The sequence below is a fragment of the Serratia sp. S4 genome (assembly GCF_000347995.1).
Taxonomy (GTDB): Bacteria; Pseudomonadota; Gammaproteobacteria; order Enterobacterales; family Enterobacteriaceae; genus Serratia; species Serratia quinivorans.
This window is the reverse complement of the sequence record NZ_KB661120.1, coordinates 789,523-811,754: the sequence shown is the minus strand read 5'-3', so window position 1 is coordinate 811,754 and position 22,232 is coordinate 789,523. Positions and strand designations below refer to the sequence as shown.

Here is a 22,232-nt window from a genome sequence, read left to right as displayed (position 1 = left end):
TCCCGCTCAAATATCGCCGCTGGATCGGATTAATACCAGATTAGCGGTGCAACCACCGCGCTGCGGTGGTACTTATCATGGCAACAGAGTAGCATGTTCCCCCTACGATCTTACCGTCCATTTCGGAGTTTTCTATGCCGACACGCCGCTACAGTGCCGACAGTCGCCGCACCGAGCTTCTTGAACGAATTGAAAGCGATATCCCCTATACCGTTGCCCAGGCGCTGCGTGAAGACCTGGGTGGTGAAGTCGATGCCGAACGCGATATTACCGCGCAATTATTACCGGCTGACACCCAGGCCGAAGCCACCATTATTACCCGCGAGCCCGGCATCTTTTGTGGTAAGCGTTGGCTGAATGAAGTCTTCATTCAACTGGGTAACCAGGTGAAAGTGGAATGGCAGGTGGCGGACGGCGATAGCCTGGTCCCAGACCAGCCGCTCTGCAAACTGACCGGCCCGGCTCGGATATTGTTGACCGGTGAGCGCACCGCACTGAATTTTGTCCAGACGCTTTCCGGCGTAGCGACCGAAGTCAGCCGCTACGTGGCGCTGTTGCAAGGCACGCAAACCCGCCTGCTGGACACCCGCAAAACTCTGCCAGGGCTGCGCACCGCGCTGAAATATGCCGTGCTGTGCGGCGGCGGCAGTAACCATCGCCTGGGGCTGTCCGATGCCTTCCTGATCAAGGAAAACCACATCATTGCCTCCGGTTCGATTAAAAAGGCGGTCGAGAAAGCCTTCTGGCTGCATGCCGACGTGCCTGTAGAGGTGGAGGTCGAATCGCTGGATGAACTGCAGCAGGCGCTGGATGCCGGTGCCGACATCGTCATGCTGGATAATTTCAGCGTCGAGATGATGCGTGCTGCCGTGGCGCAAACTCAGGGGCGTGCCCAACTGGAAGTTTCAGGCAACGTGACCAGTGAAACCCTGCGCACCTTCGCCGAAACCGGCGTGGACTACATCTCTGTTGGCGCCCTGACCAAACACGTGACTGCGCTCGATCTGTCGATGCGCTTTAAATAAACTCCGTCATCCCTGCCTCCCTGTCCATCGGGGAGGTATTTTCTCGTCAGAATTGCGAAGCTCGCCCCATCTTTTTTCTTTCCTCTGCAATGCGGATAAATTGCTGTGGAACTGCGCCCAAAAACGACCATAACCCGCTCGAAACCCACGTCCTGTACGCTTACCTTTGCTTCCACATTCACACGGAGGCAACAACAGATGGAAACACAGCGCGGCTTTACCCTAATCGAACTGATGGTGGTGATCGCCATTATCGCCATCCTGAGCGCCATAGGCATTCCCGCCTACCAGCGCTATATCCAAAAAGCAGCGATGACCGACATGCTGCAAACCATGACGCCGTATAAACTGGCCGTTGAGTTGTGCGTGCTCGACACTGGTGCGCCAACCGGCTGTAATGCCGGCAGCCAAGGTATCCCTGCCGGTGATGCCTCACGCTACGTCAGCGCAGTCAAGGTCACCCAGGGCGTGATCTCACTGACCGGTACGCAAACGCTGCAAGGGCTGACGGTCGCACTGACCCCAACCCAAAACGCCAGCGGACTGACACGCTGGACACGTCAGTGCACCAGCAGCAACGCCAATCTGCAGGAAACCTGCCAGGAAGTTTTCCGTTTTGACACCACCACGACGGCGCCAACACCATGAGTACGACGATCAGTGACGAAATCCATGCGCTGTGCCGCCGTTATCAGGCACTGGCGCTCAGCGAAGATCGGTACTGCCTGAATGTAGCCCTGACTACGGAGGCGCCAGAGGCGCTGCTGTCGGCGCTGCGTTTCGCCACCGGCAAGCGCATTCATCTGGAACAGTGGCCAGCCGCCCGGCTGGAAATGGAACTTAACCAACGTCAAATACAAGGAGATCGCCCTCCGCAAGAAGCACCGGAGACACAACCTGACACACCCTCATTAAACGACGACAGTGACGCTCCCGTTGTGCAGTTTATCAATCAGACGCTGCGCATCGCCATTCAACGGCGTGCCTCGGATATTCATTTCGAGCCTTACCAACAGACGCTACGTATCCGCCTGCGGATCGACGGGGTACTGCAGGCGATAACCTCACCGCCATTCACGCTCGCCGCTCGCCTCATCGCCCGGCTGAAGATCATGGGGCAGTTGGACATTGCCGAACGTCGCCTGCCACAGGATGGCCAGCTCAGCGTGCAATTGGATAACGCCAGTTACTCGATGCGCATCGCCACCCTGCCCACGCTGCACGGCGAAAAAGTGGTGCTGCGAGTCCTGCAAACCGAACGCCAGGAGCTACCGCTGGATCGGCTGGGAATGGATCCGCCGGCGTTGGCGGAGTTTGCCGCGGCATTGTCCTGTCCACAGGGTATGATCCTGGTCACCGGCCCGACCGGCAGTGGTAAAACCGTGACGCTTTACAGCGGCCTGCGTCAGTTGAATGATGCGCAAAGTAATTTATGCAGCGTCGAGGATCCGATCGAGATCCCGTTGTTTGGCGTTAACCAGACGCAAATTAATGCCAAAACCGACCTGGATTTTTCCCGCGTTTTACGCGCCTTACTGCGACAAGATCCGGACGTGATCATGATCGGTGAAATCCGCGACAGGGAAACGGCAGAGATCGCGGTTAAAGCCGCGCAAACCGGCCATCTGGTGCTATCCACATTGCACACCAACTCCACCAGCGAAACCCTGACGCGCCTGACCCATATGGGGATTCCCGGCTATCTGATTGCCGCCTGCCTGAAGCTGGTGATAGCCCAGCGGCTGGTGCGCAAACTTTGCAGCCACTGCCGCTATCAGCAAAGCCAGCCCGTACGCTTCCCTGCCGCCATTTGGGCCACGCCCCTGCTGCCCTGGCAGGCTGATGGTTGCGAACACTGCTTTAGCGGCTACTACGGCCGCACCGGGGTATATGAATTACTGACTATCACCCCAGAGGTGCAGGCCGGGCTGTTACGGAGCACCGCCCCTGGTGAACTGGCCGACATTGCCCAACAGCAAGGGCAGACAACGCTGCTGCAAGCCGGGTTAACGCTGGTTTCACAAGGCGTCACTTCACTGGAAGAGGTATATCGCATTGTTGGCATCATTGCCGGTGAGGAGGTAACGTGAAAGCGCTGCGCCTTTTCCTCTGGCAGGCGATTGACCCTCAGGGTCAACTGCGTCAGGGCGAACTGATGTGCAGCGAAAAGAATTTGGTCAACCACTGGCTGATCGAACAAGGGCTACAACCCTGCCAAATTAACAGCGGGAAACGCATTGCCCCCAGTCAGTGGCGTGGAGAACCCTTGATCCAGTTCACCCGCCAACTTGCCACCCTGCTGCAGGCCGGGTTGCCGCTGGTCAGCGGGTTGCAATTGCTGGCGGCAGAACACCCGTCTGCCGCCTGGCGCTGTCTGCTGCGGGACATCAGCGAACAGGTGCGGCAAGGCCAACCCTTTTCCGAGGTTATCGCCGGGCAACATGCCATCTTTCCTCTGATCTACCGCCAGTTGATCGCCATTGGGGAACTGACCGGCCACCTGGATCAGTGCTGTTTGCAACTGGCCCAACAGCAGGAAGCACAGCAAAAATTGCAGAAGAAAGTGGTTAAGGCGCTGCGTTATCCCTTGTTTATCTGCGCAGTGGCGCTGTTGGTGAGTATTCTGATGTTGGTCATGGTGTTACCGGAATTTGCCGGCGTCTATCAGTCCTTCAATGCGCCGCTGCCGTGGTTTACCCAGGGGCTGCTGAACCTGTCTACCTGGTTGATCCACGGCGGCCCCTGGCTGGTGACGGGGATGGGTTGCACAATATTTGCTTATTTTCGAAGATTGCACCCACAGTCACACTGGCGCAGGCGCGAACAGGCGGCATTACTGCGCCTGCCGCTGATCGCTCAATTGATCAAAGGCGGTTGCCTGAGCCAAATATTCCGCATTCTGGCCATGACTCAGCAGGCCGGGCTCACGTTGGTTGAAGGATTGAATGCCGCAGCGCTGTCGGTGGACAACCTGTTTTACCGACAGGCGATGGAGAAGGTGCAGCACCAGATAGCGCAGGGTCAGACTTTCCACAGTGCGTTGGGGGAACAGGCACTTTTCCCCCCGCTTTGTCAGCAGTTAGTCCGGGTGGGCGAAGAATCCGGCTCGTTAGATACGCTGTTGGGCAAGCTGGCGCTGTGGCATGAGCAGCAAACTTTTGAGTTGGCCGATACGCTGGCGCAAACGCTGGAACCGATCTTGATGCTGGTGGTGGGCGGGATCGTCGGCACGCTGGTGATCGCCATGTATTTGCCGATATTCCAGTTGGGGAACGTTTTGGGGTAAGTTCTGGAAAACCTTGAGTGCAGCACTGAACTGCGCCCAAGGTTTGGTCAGGTTGAAGCGAGCCGGATTAGTTACTGCCGAATACGCGGTTTTCCTGCTCCGCTACGCGGATAAAGGTGGTGCGTTTGGTCAGCTCTTTCAGACGTTCCGCACCGACATAAGTACAGGCGGAGCGCAGGCCACCAAGAATATCACGGACGGTAAACTCAACCTCGCCACGCAGTGGCAGTTTGACGGTTTTGCCTTCTGCCGCACGGTACTGGGCAACACCACCGACGTGACGTTTCATCGCCGATTCGGAACTCATACCGTAGAACAGCATGAATTTCTCGCCGTTCTCTTCCACTACTGTGCCTTCGCACTCGTCATGACCGGCCAGCATGCCACCCAGCATGACAAAATCTGCGCCGCCACCAAAGGCTTTAGCTACATCACCCGGTACCGAACAACCGCCATCACTGACGATCTGACCGCCAAGGCCGTGTGCCGCATCGGCGCACTCGATCACCGCAGACAGCTGCGGATAACCCACACCGGTTTTCACTCGGGTGGTGCAGACTGACCCAGGACCAATACCCACTTTGACGATATCGGCACCGGAGAGGATCAACTCTTCCACCATTTCACCAGTGACTACGTTACCGGCACAGATCACATGGTTCGGGCAGGCTTCACGCGCTTTCTGCAAGAAGGCGACAAAATGCTCTGAGTAACCGTTGGCGACGTCGATACAGATAAACTTCAACCCCGGCGACAAGGCCAGAATTTGTTGCATCTTCACAAAATCAGCTTCTGAAGTGCCGGTTGAAACCATAACGTGGCGCAGCACCGATGCCGGTACGCGCTGCACAAATGCGGCCCATTGTTCAAGGGTGTAGTGTTTGTGTACGGCGGTGAGTACGTCGAAGGAAGCCAGTGCCTCTGCCATGCTGAAGGTGCCGACTGAGTCCATGTTGGCGGCGATAATCGGCACGCCGGACCAGCTCAGGCCAGAATGTTTGAAGGTAAACTGACGCTCCAGTTCAACTTCTGAACGGCTTTTCAGCGTGGAGCGCTTAGGGCGAATCAGCACATCTTTAAAGCCTAACTTCAAATCTTCTTCAATACGCATGACTTATGATTTCCTGGTTTATGGCGACGGATCGCAGAACGCAATGTCTTGAAAGGCGACGGTAGATTAATGCCAGTTCCAGTGACGCTATCATACGCGCTAAAAATCGCCGGACAAGACTGCGAATTCTCCTTTATTTACGCTACAATCCGACAAATTTACCTGCGAATACGCAGTGTGACCGCCCGCTCATTTTTTCTTTCCGTCTGCATTTTTTATCACCGTACAGCGCAAGCTGCCGAACAAGCGCCGCCTGCTGACTTGCACTTCTGCGCGATCGCTTTATGATTCGTCTATTATTTTTTTATGAACATCAGGTGCATTCCCTACCATGGCCTACATTGTTGCGTTGACAGGGGGTATCGGCAGCGGTAAGTCAACCGTGGCAGACGCCTTTGCCCGCCATGGCGTGACGGTGGTCGATGCAGACGTTATCGCCAGGCAAGTTGTCGAACCTGGCACCCCGGCGCTGGCTGCTATCGCCAAACGTTTTGGTAATGAAATGTTGCAGCCTGATGGCAGGCTTAACCGCGCTGCGCTCCGTCAGCGTATCTTCAGTAACCCGGATGAAAAGAGCTGGCTGAACCAACTACTGCACCCGCTGATTCATCAGGAAACCCAATGCCAACTGGCGCAAGTGACCAGTCCTTATGCACTTTGGGTGGTTCCCCTGCTGGTTGAAAACAACCTGCAGGCACGCGCCGATCGCGTCCTGGTGGTCGACGTTGACAGCGAGACTCAGTTGGCCAGAACCATCGCCCGCGACGGCATCAGCCGTCAGCAGGCACAGAACATACTGTCCGCGCAGGTCACGCGCGAGCAGCGCCTGGCCGCTGCAGATGACATAATTGATAATAGCGGCACCGCTCAGGGGATAGAGCCATTGGTTGCCGCACTGCATCGCCGTTACCTTGAGCTGGCGGCATCAGCGACCCGACAGGATTAAACTGAATGAGTGATGTTTCCCCAAGCGTTCTTTTTGAACACCCGTTGAATGAAAAAATGCGTACCTGGTTGCGTATGGAATTTTTACTGCAGCAATTGCACGGCCAGCGGGCATTGAGCGAAACAGCCATTGCCCTGACCTTCTTCCGTACCGTCGCCGATCTGCTCGATGTGCTGGAACGCGGCGAAGTGCGCACAGAATTACTGAAAGAGCTGGAACGGCAGCAGCAAAAGCTTTTGGCCTGGGCCGATGTGCCAGGTGTCGACATGTCGCTGGTGGATCAGTTGCGCAATCAGTTGAAACAGCGCGGGGCGGCATTGATGTCGGCTCCGCGTCTTGGCCAGTCGCTGCGTGAAGACCGGCTGATTAGCCTGGTGCGTCAGCGCCTGAGCATCCCCGGCGGGTGTTGCAGCTTTGACTTGCCGACCCTGCACATGTGGATGCATGCGCCCCAGCAAGAACGGGATGATGACGTAGCCAACTGGCAGCAAACGTTGGAGCCACTGAACCAGGCGCTGACCATGGTGCTGGATCTGATCCGTCAGTCCGGGCAGTTTCGCAATCAGATCAGTTTGAACGGTTTCTTCCAGGATAACGCGGAAGGCGCCGATCTGTTGCGCTTGCGCATCAATCTGGCACACCAACTTTATCCGCAGATTTCCGGCCATAAGACGCGCTATGCGATCCGCTTCCTGCCGCTGGACAGTGAGCTTGGCGTGGTACCGGAACGATTAACCTTTGAGTTGGCCTGTTGCTAACCCAATGACATAAAAACCTTTCACGTGTTGGAAGGGAGTAAGGAACAGATATGACGACCGTAGTGAAATGCCCAACCTGTGGCAAAGGTGTAGTTTGGGGTGAAGTGAGCCCGTTCCGCCCGTTTTGCAGCAAACGCTGTCAGTTAATCGATCTGGGCGAGTGGGCCGATGAAGAGAAGCGTATTCCCAGCAACAGCGATCTGTCGGAAAGTGAAGAATGGAGTGAGGAGGACGATCGTTGATCGATCGCCTTTTGTCGGCCTGGTTTCTGCCAGGCCGCTCGTTTTACTGTGCAGCGTTCGCCTGTGCCACCAACAGTTTGATAATACTGACATTGGCCTCCGGGAATTCCTCCTCCCGTAAATCGGCCTGTTTCACCCAGCGCATTGGCTGACCTTCACGGCCAAACGGCTCACCTGCCCAACCTTCCACCAGATAAAAATTCAGCGTCACGATACGATCGCTAAACCGGTGTTCAAGCACTTCCAATAGCTCTGCACGCTTGGTTTCAATGCCTGTTTCTTCCTGCAGTTCACGGCTAAGCGCCTGCTCCGGCGTCTCCCCCTGCTCAATCTTGCCGCCTGGAAACTCCCAGAAACCGGCCATATGCGAATCGGCGGCACGCCGGGTAATAAAGATTTCCTGCTGGGCGTTTCGAATGATGCCAACGGCGATGTTCAGATGTTTCATCGCATCCTCCTGATTGATCCATCGGGGCACGGGCTTCACCCCAAAAAAAACAGGGGCTCAGCACGCTGAACCCCTGGGTTTTATTGGTTAAACATTGCCGGGCTTAGCTCTGAAGACGGCCGTGGCACTGTTTGTATTTTTTACCGGAACCGCATGGGCAAGGATCGTTACGTCCTACTTTACGTTCCGCCGTTGCCGGCGCATTCGGATCCTCGGTAACCAGCGCATTTTCTTCATAGTGGCTCAGCTGTTGCTGCTTGGCCAGGCGCTCGGCTTCTTCACGACGCTGCAGCTCCAACGCTTCAACCTCTTCCGGCATCCGCACCTGAACCTTGCTCAGTACGCTGATGACTTCATGCTTCAGCGATTCCAGCATGGTGGCAAACATGTTGAAGGACTCGCGTTTGTACTCCTGCTTAGGATCTTTCTGCGCATAACCACGCAGATGGATGCCCTGACGCAGGTAGTCCATCGCCGCCAGATGCTCTTTCCACAGGGAATCCAGTGTCTGCAGCATCACACCCTTCTCGAAGTTGCGCATCATCTCGACGCCAACCACTTCTTCTTTACGCTGGTACTCTTCTTTCGCCTTTTCCAGAATACGCTCACGCAGAGTTTCTTCGTGCAGCTGAGGCTCTTTGTCCAACCATTCGGCGATTGGCATATCCAGATCGAAGTCGTTTTTCAGGCGCTCTGTCAGCCCCTCAATGTCCCACTCTTCTTCCAGCGATTCTGGCTGAATGTAGCCGTCGATAGTGGTCTTGAACACGTCTTCACGGATGCTGGTGATGGTTTCGCTAACGTCAGACACGTCCAACAGTTCGTTACGCTGGCTGTAGATAGCGCGACGCTGGTCGTTGGCCACGTCATCGTATTCCAGCAGTTGCTTACGAATGTCAAAGTTGCGGCTTTCCACTTTGCGCTGTGCATTGGCAATCGCCTTGGTGACCCATGGGTGCTCAATGGCCTCACCTTCTTTCATACCCAGTTTACGCATCATGCTGGAAACGCGATCCGAGGCGAAAATACGCATCAGAGCATCTTCCATCGACAGGTAGAAGCGGGATGAACCGGCATCACCCTGACGACCTGAACGGCCGCGCAACTGGTTATCGATACGGCGTGATTCATGACGCTCGGTACCAATGATGTGCAGGCCGCCTGCGGCCAGTACCGCATCATGGCGAATTTTCCAGGCTGCCTTGATTTCGGCAATTTGCTCTTCAGTTGGGTCTTCCAACTGTTCAATCTCGGCCTGCCAGCTGCCGCCCAGCACGATATCGGTACCACGACCCGCCATGTTGGTGGCGATAGTGACCGCACTGCTTTGGCCTGCCTGGGCCACGATGTCCGCTTCCATGGCGTGGAATTTGGCGTTCAGAACCTTGTGTTCGATACCGGCTTTGGTCAGTTCGCGGGAAACCACTTCGGATTTTTCAATCGAGATGGTCCCCACCAGCACAGGCTGTCCGTTGACGGTACGTTCACGGATATCTTCAATGATGGCGCCAATCTTCTCCAGCTCGGTCATATAGACCAGATCCGGCATGTCCTTACGGATCATCGGACGGTTTGTCGGCACCACTATGGTATCGAGCTTGTAGATAGAGCTGAATTCAAAGGCTTCGGTGTCGGCGGTACCGGTCATCCCCGCCAGCTTCTCGTACAGACGGAAGTAGTTCTGGAAGGTGATGGATGCCAGCGTCTGGTTCTCGTTCTGGATTTCCACGCCTTCTTTGGCTTCCACCGCCTGATGCAGACCATCAGACCAGCGACGCCCCTGCATGGTACGGCCGGTGTGTTCGTCAACGATAATGACTTCACCGTCTTTTACGATGTAGTCAACGTCACGGGTAAACAGCACGTGAGCACGCAGCGCAGCGGTCACGTGGTGCATCAGCATGATGTTGGTCGGTGAGTACAGTGACTCACCTTCATCCATGATGCCGGCTTCCATCAGCATTTCTTCGATCAGGATCAGACCGCGTTCGGTCAGGTGCACCTGGCGCGCTTTCTCGTCAACCGAGAAGTGGCCTTCGCCCTGGAAGGAGTCGGAATCTTCTTTTTCCTGACGGATCAACTGAGGGATCAGCTTGTTAACTCTGATGTACATCTCGGAGCTGTCTTCAGCCGGACCGGAGATGATCAACGGAGTACGCGCTTCATCGATCAGGATGGAGTCAACCTCATCCACCAACGCATAGTGCAGCTTGCGCTGAACTCGCTCTTCCGGACTGAACGCCATGTTGTCGCGCAGGTAGTCAAAGCCGTATTCGTTGTTGGTACCGTAGGTAATGTCGGCGGCATAAGCTTCACGCTTGGCCGGTGCCGGCATACCTGGCAGGTTGATACCGATGCTCAGGCCGAGGAACTCGAACAGTGGGCGGTTATTTTCGGCGTCACGCTGTGCCAAATAGTCGTTCACTGTAACCACGTGCACGCCACGGCCGCTCAGGGCGTTCAGATAGGCCGGCAGGGTTGCAGTCAGGGTTTTACCTTCACCGGTACGCATCTCTGCGATACAGCGATCGTTCAGTACCATACCGCCCAGCAGCTGCACGTCGAAGTGACGCATGCCGAACACGCGCTTGCTTGATTCGCGCACTACGGCGAAGGCTTCCGGCAGCAGGTTTTCCAGCACTTCACCCTTTTCCAGGCGTGCGCGGAACTCGTTGGTCTTGGCTTTCAGTTCGTCATCGGACAGTTTTTCCATGTCCGGTTCCATCTGATTGATCAGTTCAACCGCTTTACGCATGCGACGCAGTGTACGATCGTTACGGCTACCAAAAACTTTGGTCAATAATTTCACTAACATGATGTTTGATATCTCTGTCATGACAGCCAACACAGGCCGTCAATTTGCTGTTATTTTTAGGTTTTTTGTCGCCCGACGGGCAAGAAATCAGCTTAAGACTGCGGGTCCGGCGCGAATGCCCTGCACCTGTGCCAGCCATAACCCTGTCTGATGCTGCGCAAAGGCAGGTAACACGGCATGGTGGGTATCACGAATGATGGTCGGCGGCTTTTGCTCATGCGTCAGCAGCGCGTTGAGAGTAGAAAGCAGCGCCAGTTGCGCTACCTGTAATGGGGGTTCGGTCGCTTCCGCTTCTCTTTCCTGCCCTCGCGCGAAAACCGCCTGCGGTGCAAGAGCAAAAGAAAGGTGACGAATGACGGTGCGAAGCGCATGCTGGTGCCAATAATCGACACTGAAGGTCGGGCGGCGATGCGCTTCCTGCAGTAATGCCAGGCTATTAAAGGCACCGCTGGCGGAATTTTGCCGGTTCAGGCTGGACGAGGTGCTCGGCAGAGCGGCTTGATCGGGCGTGCCGGACAGATTTGTAGGTACGCCAAGCGTGGCCGCGACCATCCCTAACAGGAGATGGGGCCAGAAATAACGTCTGCCAAATTGTCGCCAACGATTTAGAATACCGATCACGAGTTTATTATCCGCCGGAGCCCATTATGCGCGATAGCCGTCCACAATTATTAGATTCCCTGTTTGACGACGCTAACACAGAAGACAAAGGCCCGCTGCATAACGTCCAGCAACGCGCAGTGGCGCTGCTGAAGCTTAACCGTGCAGTGAAAGGCGTATTGCCGGTTCAACTGCATCCCTGGTGCCGCGTCGCAAATTTCCGACAGGGTATTTTAGTGCTAGAAACGGCAAATGCCAGCTGGATGATGCGTCTACGCTACGAACAACCGGCTTTACTATCTGCACTACGAGCGCAAATTCTACCATCATTGTCGTCGATCGACATCAGGATTAATCCGGCCTTGATGGCAAAAGGGAGCAACCTTGTGCAGAACGCCGCAAAAACGGCAGGAAATACGCAGGAGAAGGTGCCTATGCGTCATCTGAGCCAGGAAAGTGCTGAGGAATTAAGGGGATTGGCGAGCCGGAGCCCAGAAAAACTGCGCAAGATATTGGAACGACTGGCATCGCTGGCCGGAGAAGGTGCCAACGCTACCAGTCGTGATAAATAATCAGTGGTATCAGCTTATGCCAATACGGTGGACGGGGCTTTGAATGCCAAAGGCATTTCGGCTTCGTCCTGGAAGGTGACAAATTCCCACGCTTCCTGTTTCGCCAGAACCGCTTGCAGCAGTTTGTTATTCAGCGCATGACCAGACTTGTACGCGGTGAACGCGCCAATGATGTTATGGCCGCACATGAACAGGTCGCCGATGGCGTCCAGCATTTTGTGGCGTACGAATTCGTCTTCAAAGCGCAGGCCGTCTTCGTTCAGAACGCGGTAATCATCCACCACGATAGCGCAGTCAAAGCTGCCACCCAGGGCCAGGCCACGTGACTGTAAATACTCGATGTCACGCATAAAACCGAAGGTGCGCGCACGGCTGATTTGACGCACGAACGAGTCGGCAGAAAAATCAAGGCGGTAGCGTTGCGTACTGGCATCGATAGCCGGGTGGTTGAAGTCGATGGTGAAGTCCAGGCGGAACCCGTTATGCGGGGACAGCTCGGCCCACTTATCGCCATCTTCAACACGCACGGTGTCTTTCAGACGCAGGAATTTCTTCGCAGAGTTCAGTTCTTCAATGCCGGCATCCAGCAACAGGAAGACGAACGGGCTGGCACTGCCGTCCATGATAGGAATTTCGGCGGCGTCAACTTCGATAACGATGTTGTCGATACCCAAACCAGCCAGCGCGGCATTAAGATGCTCAACGGTAGAAATACGCACGTCATGCTCGTTCACCAGGCAGGTGCACAGCATGGTATCACGCACGGATTTTGCATCAGCCGGAAAATCAACCGGGGGATTCAAGTCAGTGCGACGATAGATGACCCCGGTATTAGCCGCTGCGGGGCGCATTGTCAGCGTGACTTTCTTGCCGGTATGTAAACCGACACCAGTCGCCTGAACAATACGTTTTAATGTCCGTTGTTTGATCATCGTTTTATCTCGCAATGTTATCAATCCTACCGACCAAGCATACAGCATGGCCGGCGGGACAGTTTAGCACAAAGAGCGGAGATTCCAAATTCTCAGGATATTCTTAGTCTGCCTGCTTGCGCAGGAAGGCAGGAATATCGAGATAGTCGGGCTCTTTATTAGGCTGCGCAGTCGGATCGTTTACTACCTTGGCGGCAGGTTTCACTTCCTGCGGCAACGGCGACATGCCGTGCTGCTGGTAGCGATGGTCCATCACTGGCTGGCTGGCCTGTTTGTTGGTCACCAGAGTGATTTCCGGACGTTTGTCCATGCCGATACCGGTCGCAACCACGGTCACGCGCAGTTCGTCGTTCATTTCCGGGTCCAGCGAGGTACCGATAACTACGGTCGCATTGTCGGAAGCGAAAGCACGAATGGTGTTACCCACGGTTTCGAACTCATCCAAACGCAGGTCGAAACCGGCGGTGATGTTGACCAGAACGCCGCGAGCGCCGGACAGGTCGATGTCTTCCAGCAGTGGGCTGGAGATCGCCATTTCCGCTGCTTCTTCAGCACGGTCTTCACCACAGGCAACGCCGGAACCCATCATCGCGTAGCCCATTTCGGACATTACGGTGCGCACGTCGGCGAAGTCGACGTTCATCAGGCCCGGACGGGTGATCAGTTCGGCAATACCCTGCACCGCGCCTTTGAGCACGTCGTTGGCCGCGCCGAACGCGTCCAGCAGAGAAATACCGCGACCCAGAACTTTCAACAGCTTGTCGTTCGGGATAGTGATCAGTGAGTCCACATGTTTGGACAACTCTGCAATACCCTGCTCAGCGAACGCCATGCGTTTCTTGCCTTCGAAATTGAAAGGCTTGGTAACCACGGCCACTGTCAGAATACCCAGATCTTTAGCAACTTCTGCGACGACTGGCGCTGCACCGGTACCGGTACCGCCGCCCATGCCGGCTGCAATGAAGACCATGTCTGCACCATCGAGTGCGGCACGCAAGGCTTCACGGTCTTCTTCCGCTGAATTGCGACCCACTTCAGGGTTCGCGCCCGCACCCAGACCTTTGGTAATACCGCTACCGATCTGGATGGTTTGGCCAACTGCCGTTTTACGAAGCGCCTGAGCGTCTGTATTAACGGCGAAGAATTCAACACCTTCGATGCGCTCGCGCACCATGTGCTCAACGGCGTTGCCACCGCCACCGCCGACGCCGATGACTTTAATCACCGCGTCATTGGTTAGTTCCATTGGTTCAAACATAGTTTCTCTCCGTTTTGTGCCTGTCGCTGCGAGATCATAAAAAGATTACTCAGCATGATCTCTTTGTTGAAACATTAAAACTCTTTTCTCAGCCAGCTATTGATACGTTTAAACCAATTGCCCACCGAGGCGCGTTTTTCTACTTCTGCCTCACCACTCAGGTGAGACTCTTTTCCATAGTGCAGCAGACCTACCGCCGTAGAGTAGTAAGGCTCCTGCGCATAATCCGTCAGACCCGTGATGTTCAAGGGTTGGCCGATGCGTACCTGGGTATGGAACACCCGTTGCGCACAAGCTGCCAGGCCATCAATCTGGGCGGCGCCACCGGTCAGCACAATACCCGCTGCCAGATGATGCTTCACCCCTTGCTGACGCAGTTGCTCCTGCAATTGCAAAATCTCATCGTTAACCAGATTCAACAGTTCGGTGTAGCGTGGCTCGATAACTTCAGCCAGTGTCTGTCTTTGCAGACTACGAGGAGGACGCCCCCCAACGCTTGGCACCTCTACACTTTCATCCTTGCTAACAATCGACCCAAGCGCACAGCCGTGTCGAACTTTGATCGCTTCCGCATCTGTCGGCGGTGTGCCGAAGGCGTAGGCGATATCGCTGGTGACCACGTTCCCGGCGTAAGGGATCACTTTGGTGTGGCGCAGCGCACCGCCGGTGTACACCGCCATATCCATGGTGCCGCCGCCGATATCCACCACACAAACGCCGAGTTCGCGCTCATCTTCGGTCAGTACCGCATAGCTGGCGGCCAGACCGGCGAAAATAAGTTGGTCTACTTTCAGACCGCAACGTTCTACTGCCTTGACGATGTTTTTTGCCATATCGTTATGGCAGGTGATCAGGTGCACCTTGGCTTGCATACGCACGCCGGACAACCCAACCGGGTTTTTGATGCCTTCCTGATAATCGATGGCGTATTCCTGAGGGATGACGTGCAGGATGCGGTGTTCATCACGGACGCGTACCGATTTAGCGGTATGCACCACGTTCTCCACATCTTCCTGTGTCACTTCCTCTTCGGAAATAGGAACCATCCCTATTTCGTTCTGGCAGCTGATGTGTTTACCCGATAATGCGAGGTAAACCGAAGAAATCTGACAATCAGCCATCAGTTCGGCCTGATCGATAGCGCGCTGTACGCACTTCACTACCGACTCCAGGTCGTTAACGCCACCCTTATCCATACCGCGAGACGGGCAGCTGCCCACCCCGATAATGTTGACCATGCCATCGGGCAGAACTTCCCCTACCAATGCGGAGACTTTTGCAGTACCGATCTCCAGTCCAACTACCAGTTTTCTGTCCGTCGACTTGATCATTGTTGTTTTGCCTGTGCCTGATTCTGTTGCTGATTACTGTTTTGCTGATCGCCTGCTGCCTGCGGGTCGATTAACACTGGGGCCCAACCTACCGATGCACCGGCCTCATAGCGTAAGTCGACGTAGCTGACTCGCTTGCTTTCTGCCTGCCCCTGCTGCTGCAATATCGGATAAAGCTCGATAAAGCGCTGCAGGCGTCCGGTGCGATCGTCGCGTCCCAGCTCCAGCCGAACATCATTATCCAAAGCCAGCTGCCAGGAATGGCGAGCACTCATGGCTGCCATTTTCAGCGTATATTTGCTGGCCGCTAACATGTTGCTCATGGTCCGATATCCGTCCAGAACATCCTGTTCGCTCCCTTCCGGGCCATAAAGCAACGGCAACTTCTGTTTGCCAATTCGTTCTGCCGGCACGCTGAAGGATTTGCCTTCGGCGTCCACCATGTGCAAATCATTCCAGCGCGCCACCGGGACATATTCCACCAGGTGGATTTTCAGCTCGTCCGGCCATTGCTTGCGTACGCTGGCCTGCTTGATCCACGGCAGGCGTTCAATCTGCTGCTGGATGATATCCACATCCTGCGTCATGAAAGTACCCGGCGATCCCAGTGCCAGGATCGCCTGGCGAATATCGTCGTTGGTGGTGTAATGGCGTTCACCGGTTACCACCAGTCGTGACAGCGGCAGGCGGCTGGCGTCTTTCATCCAGCCAATCACCGCCCAGCCACTCCACAGGACCGTTCCCAATACCATCAGCAGGAAAACCATTCCCGCCAACTGGGTTCCATTGCTGCGGCGCGGGTTGTTATCCACCTCGCGTTCACGCGCATTCAGGGCAGCTTGCGACATATCAGTCGGCCAACTCCAAAATTCTCGCTACCAGCTGCGAGAAGCTTAAACCAGACTGGCGCGCTGCCATCGGCACCAGGCTATGACTGGTCATGCCCGGCGAGGTATTCACCTCAAGCAGATAGAAGCTGCCATCGCTATCCTGCATCACATCCACGCGGCCCCAGCCGCTGCAGTCCAGCCCACGGTAGGCGCGTAACGCCAGGGCAGCCATTTCGGCTTCCTGCTGCGCACCCAGGCCACTCGGACAGAAATACTGGGTATCGTCCGAAATGTACTTGGCCTGATAGTCATAAAATACGCCGGCCGGTTGAATGCGGATCGAAGGCAGAACCTGGTCGCCCAACATCGCTACCGTGTATTCCGGGCCGCTCAACCACTTTTCGACCAGCACGTCGTCGTCATGGCGAAAACCTTCTTCCAACGCCGCTTCGAGCGCGTCACGTTCAGTGACTTTGCTCATGCCGACGCTGGAACCTTCACGGCTCGGCTTGACGATTAATGGCAGGCCCAGGGCTTCCACGCGGGCAAGCAGCGCCGCTTTCTCTGCACCAGCATACTGTTTGCGGTTCAGCGCGACATAAGGCGCCACCGGTAAGCCCATCGACTGCCACACCATTTTGGTGCGCCATTTGTCCATGGTCAGCGCCGAAGCCATCACACCGCTGCCGGTATAAGGCAGCTCGAGGAACTCCAGCATCCCTTGCAGGGTGCCGTCTTCGCCGCCGCGACCGTGCAATGCGATGAAGACTTTGGTAAACCCGTGTTCTTTCAACTGGGTAACCGGGAAGTCACGGATATCAATGCCGTGGGCATCGATACCGGCTTCACGCAGCCCGGCCAGCACGGCAGCGCCGGATTGCAATGACACTTCACGTTCAGCAGAGGTGCCACCCAGCAGTACGGCAACTTTATCGGCCATGGTGTTCCTCCTCTTTTTTCTGTGGCTGCAGCTTCAGCTCAGCCAGTTTGCGGGCAACTTTGCCCACGTTGCCGGCGCCCTGCACCAGCACTAAATCGTCGGCCTGCAACAGCTGCGCCAGGGTTTCCGGCACGGTGTCCGCATCGGAAACCAGAATCGGATCCAGCTTGCCGCGGCTGCGGATAGTCCGGCACAGTGAGCGGCTGTCCGCCCCTGGGATTGCCGTTTCACCCGCCGAATACACGTCCAGCATCAGCAGCACGTCCACCTGCGACAGCACGTTGGCGAAGTCGTCATACAAATCGCGCGTACGGGTGTAACGGTGCGGCTGGAAAATCATCACCAGACGCTTGTCCGGCCAACCGGCACGCGCCGCTTTCAGCGTTGCGTCAACCTCAGTCGGATGGTGACCATAGTCATCCACCAGCATCGCGCTGCCACTTTTGCCGTTGACCGGCTCCAGCGGGAATTCGCCGAGGAAATCAAAACGGCGACCGGTACCCTGGAAGCCGGCCAGCGCACGCAGGATATCTGCGTCGTCAATGCCTTCCTCTGTTGCCACTGCCACTGCCGCCGCGGCGTTTAACGCGTTGTGACGGCCCGGCGCATTCAGGGTGACCGTCATTAACGGTTTGTCCTGACGGCTCAGCGTAAAGTGGCCCTGCGGCCCAACCTGGCGATAGCTCTCGATGCGTACGTCGGCATCATCACTGAAACCGTAGGTGGTGATATGGCGGCCCACGCGTGGCAGCAGTTCGCGCACCACCGGGTCATCAACACACATCACCGCACGACCGTAGAACGGCAGGTTGTGCAAAAAGTTAATAAACGTCTGCTTCAGATTTTCGAAGTCGCCCTGGTAGGTCTCCATATGGTCGGCTTCGATATTGGTGACTATCGCCACCATCGGCTGCAAATGCAGGAACGACGCATCGCTCTCATCCGCTTCCGCAATCAGGTAACGGCTGGAACCCAAACGCGCATGGGTACCCGCCGCTTTCACCAGCCCGCCGTTGACAAAGGTCGGGTCCAGGCCGGCTTCGGCATAAATGCTCGACACCATCGCCGTGGTGGTGGTCTTGCCGTGCGTACCGGCAACGGCGATACCGTGGCGGAAGCGCATCAGTTCGGCCAGCATCTCTGCGCGACGGATCACCGGGATACGCGCCTCACGGGCGGCGACAAGCTCTGGGTTGTCCGCGGAAATGGCGGTAGAAACCACCACTACGCTGGCATCCAGTACGTTTTCCGGGCGGTGATGGAAGTAAATCGTCGCCCCGAGCGCGCTCAACTGTTGGGTTACCGGGTTCGGTGCCAGGTCAGAACCGCTGATTTGATAACCTTCGTTAGCCAACACTTCGGCGATACCACCCATGCCGGCGCCACCGATGCCGACAAAGTGAATGTGCCGGACGCGTCGCATCTCGGGCACGATAGTACGTAGTTTCGCCAGTTGTTGTGTATTCATCACTCTCTCTAATCCGGGTCCGGCATACCGGGCCCCTGTATGACATTCTTTAATTCAGGCCCGGCGTACCGAACCCCTGCAAATTATTTGGCGACCCGCACCAGCTCCGCCGCCACACGCTCGGTAGCATCCGGAATGGCGACAGCGCGCGCCTTTTCAGCCATTGCCAACAGCGTTGGACGATCCCAGCCGGCCAGCAGTTCCGCCACTACATCGGCGTTAAACTGCGGTTGTTCGATAATCTTCGCCGCGCCGGCTTCTTCCAGTGGACGAGCATTCCAATATTGCTGACGGTCCTTGTGCTGGAATGGCACAAATATCGCGGGCAGGCCTGCGGCAGCAATCTCGCTGACGGTCAACGCGCCGGAACGGCACACCACCACATCAGCCCAGGAGTAAGCGGCAGCCATGTCATCAATAAACTCGGCCACCTTGTGCTGTGTCTGCCCTACCCTCTCGTAGTCGCGCAACACGTTTTCCAGTGCACCTTTACCTACCTGATGCCAGAGCGTTATTTTATCGCCCAATCTCGCCGCGACTTCAGGAACTGTCTGATTCAGTACCCGTGCCCCCTGACTTCCGCCAATCACCAACACGCGGATCGGCCCTTCACGGCCAATCAAACGTTCTGCCGGTAGCGGTAATGCCAGTACGTCGGTACGAACCGGGTTACCCACCACCTCGGCGTTCGGGAACGCACCAGGAAATGCCTGCAGCACGGTTTTGGCAATACGCGCCAGCCAACGGTTGGTCAGGCCGGCAATACCATTTTGCTCGTGCAATACCACCGGGATACCGCACAACCATGCCGCCAAACCGCCAGGGCCGGAAACATAACCGCCCATGCCCAGCACCACGTCCGGCTGGTAGTTGCGCATGATTGCCTTCGCCTGGCGTACCGCGTGCCAGATACGCAACGGTGCGCTCAACTGGGCCTTCAGCCCTTTGCCACGCAGGCCGGAAATACGGATGAAATCAATTTCGATCCCGTGCTTTGGCACCAGATCGGCTTCCATTCGGTCTGCGGTTCCGAGCCAGCGCACCTGCCAGCCCTGCGCCATCAGATGATGTGCGACCGCCAGTCCCGGGAACACATGTCCACCGGTACCGCCTGCCATCACCATTAAACGCTTAGGTTTCCCGCTCATCCCTTACCTCTTCACAAACGCCTGGGCTTTCGCCAGACGCGTTTCATAATCAATACGCAATAACAGCACAATCGCCGTCGACATAATCAGCAGGCTTGAACCGCCGTAGCTTATCAATGGCAGCGTCAGACCTTTGGTCGGCAACATACCTGCCGCCGCCCCGACGTTAACCAACGCCTGGAAGCTAAACCACACGCCAATTGAGCAGGCCAAAAAGCCGGAAAAACGTTGATCAAGCTCCAGCGCACGGCGGCCAATCGACATAGCACGAAAAGCGACGCAGAATACCATTAACAATGCAAAAACCACACCGATATAGCCCAGTTCTTCGCCTAAAATCGAGAAGATAAAGTCGGTGTGCGCTTCCGGTAAATACTCGAGTTTCTGTACCGAGTTCCCTAACCCCTGTCCCCAGAACTCACCGCGTCCAAAGGCCATCAGCGACTGGGTCAACTGGTAGCCGCTGCCGAACGGATCGGCCCATGGATTCCAGAACGACGTCACGCGGCGCATACGGTAAGGTTCGGCAATGATCAACAGCACCACCGCGAAAGCACCGGAGCCGATAATCGCCAGGAACTGCCACATTTTGGCACCGGCCAGGAACAGCATCGCCAGCGTGGTAATGAACAGCACGACCACGGTACCCAGATCCGGCTGGGCCAGCAGCAATACCGCCAGCACCACCATCACACCCATCGGCTTGCAGAAACCCCAAAAGTTGGAGCGCACTTCTTCAACCTTGCGCACCAGATAACTTGCCAGGTAGCAGAACAGCGACAGCTTGGACAGCTCTGCCGGCTGAATACGTAGCGGACCCAGCGCGATCCAGCGCGATGCCCCGTTTACCGAGCTGCCGACCACCAATACTATCAACAGCATCACAATCGACATCAGCAGCATGATGTTGCTGTAGCGCTGCCAGACTTCCATCGGAATGCGCAGCGTCACCATCGACAGGCCGAACGCCAAGGCGAGGTAGAGCGCATCACGCTTGGCGAACAGGAAAGGATCGTCCGCCAGACGCTGACCGATCGGCATCGATGCCGAGGTCACCATCACAAAACCGATAATGGCCAACCCAAAGGTCAGCCACAGTAAGGTGCGATCGTACAACACCATATTGACCGAGTCGTTATCACGCGATCCCGCGACCCAGTTTTTAAACAGTTCGGTCAGCCCGAAGTTCGGCAAGCGTAGTCTCATCCGCCGAGCTCCTGTGCCAGACGGGCGAACTCGTCGCCGCGCACTTCAAAATTACGGAACTGGTCCAGGCTGGCGCATGCCGGTGACAGCAACACCATATCGCCGGACTGCACCCGACCGGCTATCGCCTGCATCGCCTGTTCCATGGTCTCGGTCAGCGTAGCGACCTCCGGCCGCAGCTGCGCCAGTTGTTCGCCATCACGACCAAAACAGTAAAGACGGACGTTATCGCCCTGCAGATACTGCGCCAGCGGGGAAAAGTCGGCAGACTTGCCGTCGCCGCCCAGCAACAGATGCAGAGTGCCGTCCACCTGCAGACCATTCAACGCCGCTTCGGTACTGCCGACGTTGGTGGCTTTGGAATCGTTAATCCAGCGTACGCCGTTATGTTCCCACGCCAGTTGGAAGCGATGTGCCAGGCCGGTAAAGGTGGTCAGCGCTTTCAGACTGGAGGCTCGCGGGATATTGACCGCATCGGCCAATGCCAACGCCGCCAGCGCATTGGTGTAGTTGTGACGGCCGGTCAGCTTCATCTCGCGAGTATTGAGGATTTTCTCGCCACGCACGCGCAGCCAGGTTTCGCCCAGTTGACGGTTCAAATGGTAGTCGCCCACATCGGCACCGAAACTGATGCAGCGCTTATCGGCGCCGCGAACCGGCATGGTCAGCGCGTCATCCGCATTGACCACGCAGACCTCGGCATTTTCATAAACGCGCAGTTTGGCTGCACGGTACTGCTGCAGGCCAAACGGGTAGCGGTCCATGTGATCTTCTGTGACGTTCAAAATGGTCGCCGCGGCCGCATGCAGGCTGAAGGTGGTTTCCAGTTGGAAGCTTGATAGCTCCAGCACGTACAGTTGGCACTCCTGACGTAACAAACTCAGCGCAGGCAGGCCGATATTGCCGCCAACGCCCACCGCCCAACCGGCCGCTTTCGCCATCTCACCCACCAGGGTAGTGACGGTGCTTTTGCCATTAGAGCCGGTGATGGCTACGATCGGTGCCTGCGCTTCGCGGCAGAACAGCTCGACGTCGCCGACGATCTCCACGCCGGCATCCGCAGCGGTGCTTAATGCCGGGGTAGCCAGCGCCATTCCCGGACTGGCAACGATCAAATCCGCCGCCAACAGCCAGTCCTGATTCAAATCGCCCAGATGACGCTCAACGCTTTCAGGCAGCTTGTCCAGCCCTGGCGGTGAGATGCGGGTATCCATAACGCGTGGCGTCACGCCGCGCGCCATAAAGAAATCAACACAGGACAGGCCGGTAAGGCCCAGCCCGATGATGACCACCTTTTTACCCTGATAATCCGCCAT

At 56.4% G+C, this 22,232-nt stretch carries 21 protein-coding genes; 8 read left to right on the top strand and 13 right to left on the bottom strand.

Features of this window, described 5'->3' with window-relative positions:
• The first annotated feature begins 134 nt into the window (after window positions 1-134).
• The 4 genes from nadC (at window position 135) to hofC (ending at window position 4,311) form a co-directional block, all read left to right on the top strand.
• Entirely contained in the window at window positions 135-1,025 is an 891-nt protein-coding gene (gene nadC / locus SERS4_RS0104375; RefSeq protein ID WP_017891615.1) for a carboxylating nicotinate-nucleotide diphosphorylase, read from the top strand.
• Between the two features lie 198 nt (window positions 1,026-1,223).
• On the top strand, window positions 1,224-1,673 hold the full coding sequence (gene ppdD, locus SERS4_RS0104370) for a prepilin peptidase-dependent pilin (RefSeq protein WP_017891614.1): 450 nt from the start codon (window positions 1,224-1,226) through the stop codon (window positions 1,671-1,673).
• Window positions 1,670-3,115, top strand: coding sequence for a type II secretion system protein GspE (gspE, locus tag SERS4_RS0104365; RefSeq protein ID WP_017891613.1), 1,446 nt, complete (start codon window positions 1,670-1,672; stop codon window positions 3,113-3,115). Before ppdD ends, gspE begins: the two co-directional genes overlap by 4 nt.
• A complete protein-coding gene (hofC, locus tag SERS4_RS0104360; protein ID WP_017891612.1) occupies window positions 3,112-4,311 on the top strand; it encodes a protein transport protein HofC in 1,200 nt (399 codons plus the stop codon). The genes gspE and hofC overlap by 4 nt, the downstream gene beginning before the upstream one ends.
• Before the next feature lie 67 nt (window positions 4,312-4,378).
• Here the strand turns inward: hofC and SERS4_RS0104355 are convergent, their stop codons facing one another.
• Window positions 4,379-5,422, bottom strand: coding sequence for a GMP reductase (locus SERS4_RS0104355; RefSeq protein WP_012005223.1), 1,044 nt, complete (start codon window positions 5,420-5,422; stop codon window positions 4,379-4,381).
• A 331-nt stretch (window positions 5,423-5,753) separates the two neighbouring features.
• Here SERS4_RS0104355 and coaE point away from each other — a divergent pair, with 331 nt between their 5' ends.
• Genes coaE through yacG form a run of 3 tightly spaced genes read left to right on the top strand, consistent with a single transcriptional unit; the run spans window position 5,754 to window position 7,368 of the window.
• Window positions 5,754-6,368 (top strand): dephospho-CoA kinase, encoded by a 615-nt coding sequence (coaE, locus tag SERS4_RS0104350; protein WP_017891611.1) that lies wholly within the window; start codon window positions 5,754-5,756, stop codon window positions 6,366-6,368.
• Between the two features lie 5 nt (window positions 6,369-6,373).
• Complete coding sequence (gene zapD, locus SERS4_RS0104345) at window positions 6,374-7,126, top strand: cell division protein ZapD (RefSeq protein WP_012005221.1); 753 nt, start codon at window positions 6,374-6,376, stop codon at window positions 7,124-7,126.
• 50 nt (window positions 7,127-7,176) lie between these two features.
• Window positions 7,177-7,368 carry a DNA gyrase inhibitor YacG gene (gene yacG / locus SERS4_RS0104340; RefSeq protein ID WP_013811502.1) on the top strand — a complete coding sequence of 64 codons (192 nt, stop codon included), beginning with the start codon at window positions 7,177-7,179 and terminating at the stop codon, window positions 7,366-7,368.
• Between the two features lie 43 nt (window positions 7,369-7,411).
• Here the strand turns inward: yacG and mutT are convergent, their stop codons facing one another.
• The 3 genes from mutT to secM form a co-directional block, all read right to left on the bottom strand.
• Window positions 7,412-7,816, bottom strand: a complete 405-nt coding sequence (mutT, locus tag SERS4_RS0104335) for an 8-oxo-dGTP diphosphatase MutT (RefSeq protein WP_017891610.1) — start codon at window positions 7,814-7,816, stop codon at window positions 7,412-7,414.
• Between the two features lie 103 nt (window positions 7,817-7,919).
• Window positions 7,920-10,631, bottom strand: a complete 2,712-nt coding sequence (gene secA, locus SERS4_RS0104330) for a preprotein translocase subunit SecA (protein ID WP_017891609.1) — start codon at window positions 10,629-10,631, stop codon at window positions 7,920-7,922.
• Between the two features lie 87 nt (window positions 10,632-10,718).
• Window positions 10,719-11,252, bottom strand: coding sequence for a secA translation cis-regulator SecM (secM, locus tag SERS4_RS0104325; protein ID WP_026142195.1), 534 nt, complete (start codon window positions 11,250-11,252; stop codon window positions 10,719-10,721).
• A gap of 26 nt (window positions 11,253-11,278) precedes the next feature.
• Here secM and SERS4_RS0104320 point away from each other — a divergent pair, with 26 nt between their 5' ends.
• The gene (locus SERS4_RS0104320; RefSeq protein WP_012005216.1) at window positions 11,279-11,803 is read left to right on the top strand and encodes a DUF721 domain-containing protein; all 525 of its coding nucleotides are present in this window, start codon (window positions 11,279-11,281) and stop codon (window positions 11,801-11,803) included.
• Window positions 11,804-11,817: 14 nt separating this feature from the next.
• Here the strand turns inward: SERS4_RS0104320 and lpxC are convergent, their stop codons facing one another.
• From lpxC to murD, 9 genes are all read right to left on the bottom strand, one after another.
• Window positions 11,818-12,735, bottom strand: coding sequence for a UDP-3-O-acyl-N-acetylglucosamine deacetylase (gene lpxC, locus SERS4_RS0104315; protein WP_017891607.1), 918 nt, complete (start codon window positions 12,733-12,735; stop codon window positions 11,818-11,820).
• A gap of 103 nt (window positions 12,736-12,838) precedes the next feature.
• On the bottom strand, window positions 12,839-13,993 hold the full coding sequence (gene ftsZ / locus SERS4_RS0104310) for a cell division protein FtsZ (RefSeq protein WP_004950150.1): 1,155 nt from the start codon (window positions 13,991-13,993) through the stop codon (window positions 12,839-12,841).
• A 74-nt stretch (window positions 13,994-14,067) separates the two neighbouring features.
• The gene (gene ftsA / locus SERS4_RS0104305; protein WP_004950148.1) at window positions 14,068-15,324 is read right to left on the bottom strand and encodes a cell division protein FtsA; all 1,257 of its coding nucleotides are present in this window, start codon (window positions 15,322-15,324) and stop codon (window positions 14,068-14,070) included.
• Window positions 15,321-16,172: a cell division protein FtsQ gene (gene ftsQ / locus SERS4_RS0104300; RefSeq protein ID WP_012005214.1), complete on the bottom strand. Its 852-nt coding sequence runs from the start codon at window positions 16,170-16,172 to the stop codon at window positions 15,321-15,323. The genes ftsA and ftsQ overlap by 4 nt, the downstream gene beginning before the upstream one ends.
• A 1-nt stretch (window position 16,173) precedes the next feature.
• Window positions 16,174-17,094 carry a D-alanine--D-alanine ligase gene (locus SERS4_RS0104295; RefSeq protein WP_017891606.1) on the bottom strand — a complete coding sequence of 307 codons (921 nt, stop codon included), beginning with the start codon at window positions 17,092-17,094 and terminating at the stop codon, window positions 16,174-16,176.
• On the bottom strand, window positions 17,084-18,562 hold the full coding sequence (gene murC / locus SERS4_RS0104290; RefSeq protein ID WP_017891605.1) for a UDP-N-acetylmuramate--L-alanine ligase: 1,479 nt from the start codon (window positions 18,560-18,562) through the stop codon (window positions 17,084-17,086). The genes SERS4_RS0104295 and murC overlap by 11 nt, the downstream gene beginning before the upstream one ends.
• Before the next feature lie 83 nt (window positions 18,563-18,645).
• Window positions 18,646-19,710, bottom strand: a complete 1,065-nt coding sequence (murG, locus tag SERS4_RS0104285) for an undecaprenyldiphospho-muramoylpentapeptide beta-N-acetylglucosaminyltransferase (protein WP_017891604.1) — start codon at window positions 19,708-19,710, stop codon at window positions 18,646-18,648.
• A gap of 3 nt (window positions 19,711-19,713) precedes the next feature.
• Entirely contained in the window at window positions 19,714-20,916 is a 1,203-nt protein-coding gene (gene ftsW / locus SERS4_RS0104280) for a cell division protein FtsW (RefSeq protein ID WP_017891603.1), read from the bottom strand.
• Window positions 20,913-22,232, bottom strand: a complete 1,320-nt coding sequence (murD, locus tag SERS4_RS0104275) for a UDP-N-acetylmuramoyl-L-alanine--D-glutamate ligase (protein WP_017891602.1) — start codon at window positions 22,230-22,232, stop codon at window positions 20,913-20,915. Before murD ends, ftsW begins: the two co-directional genes overlap by 4 nt.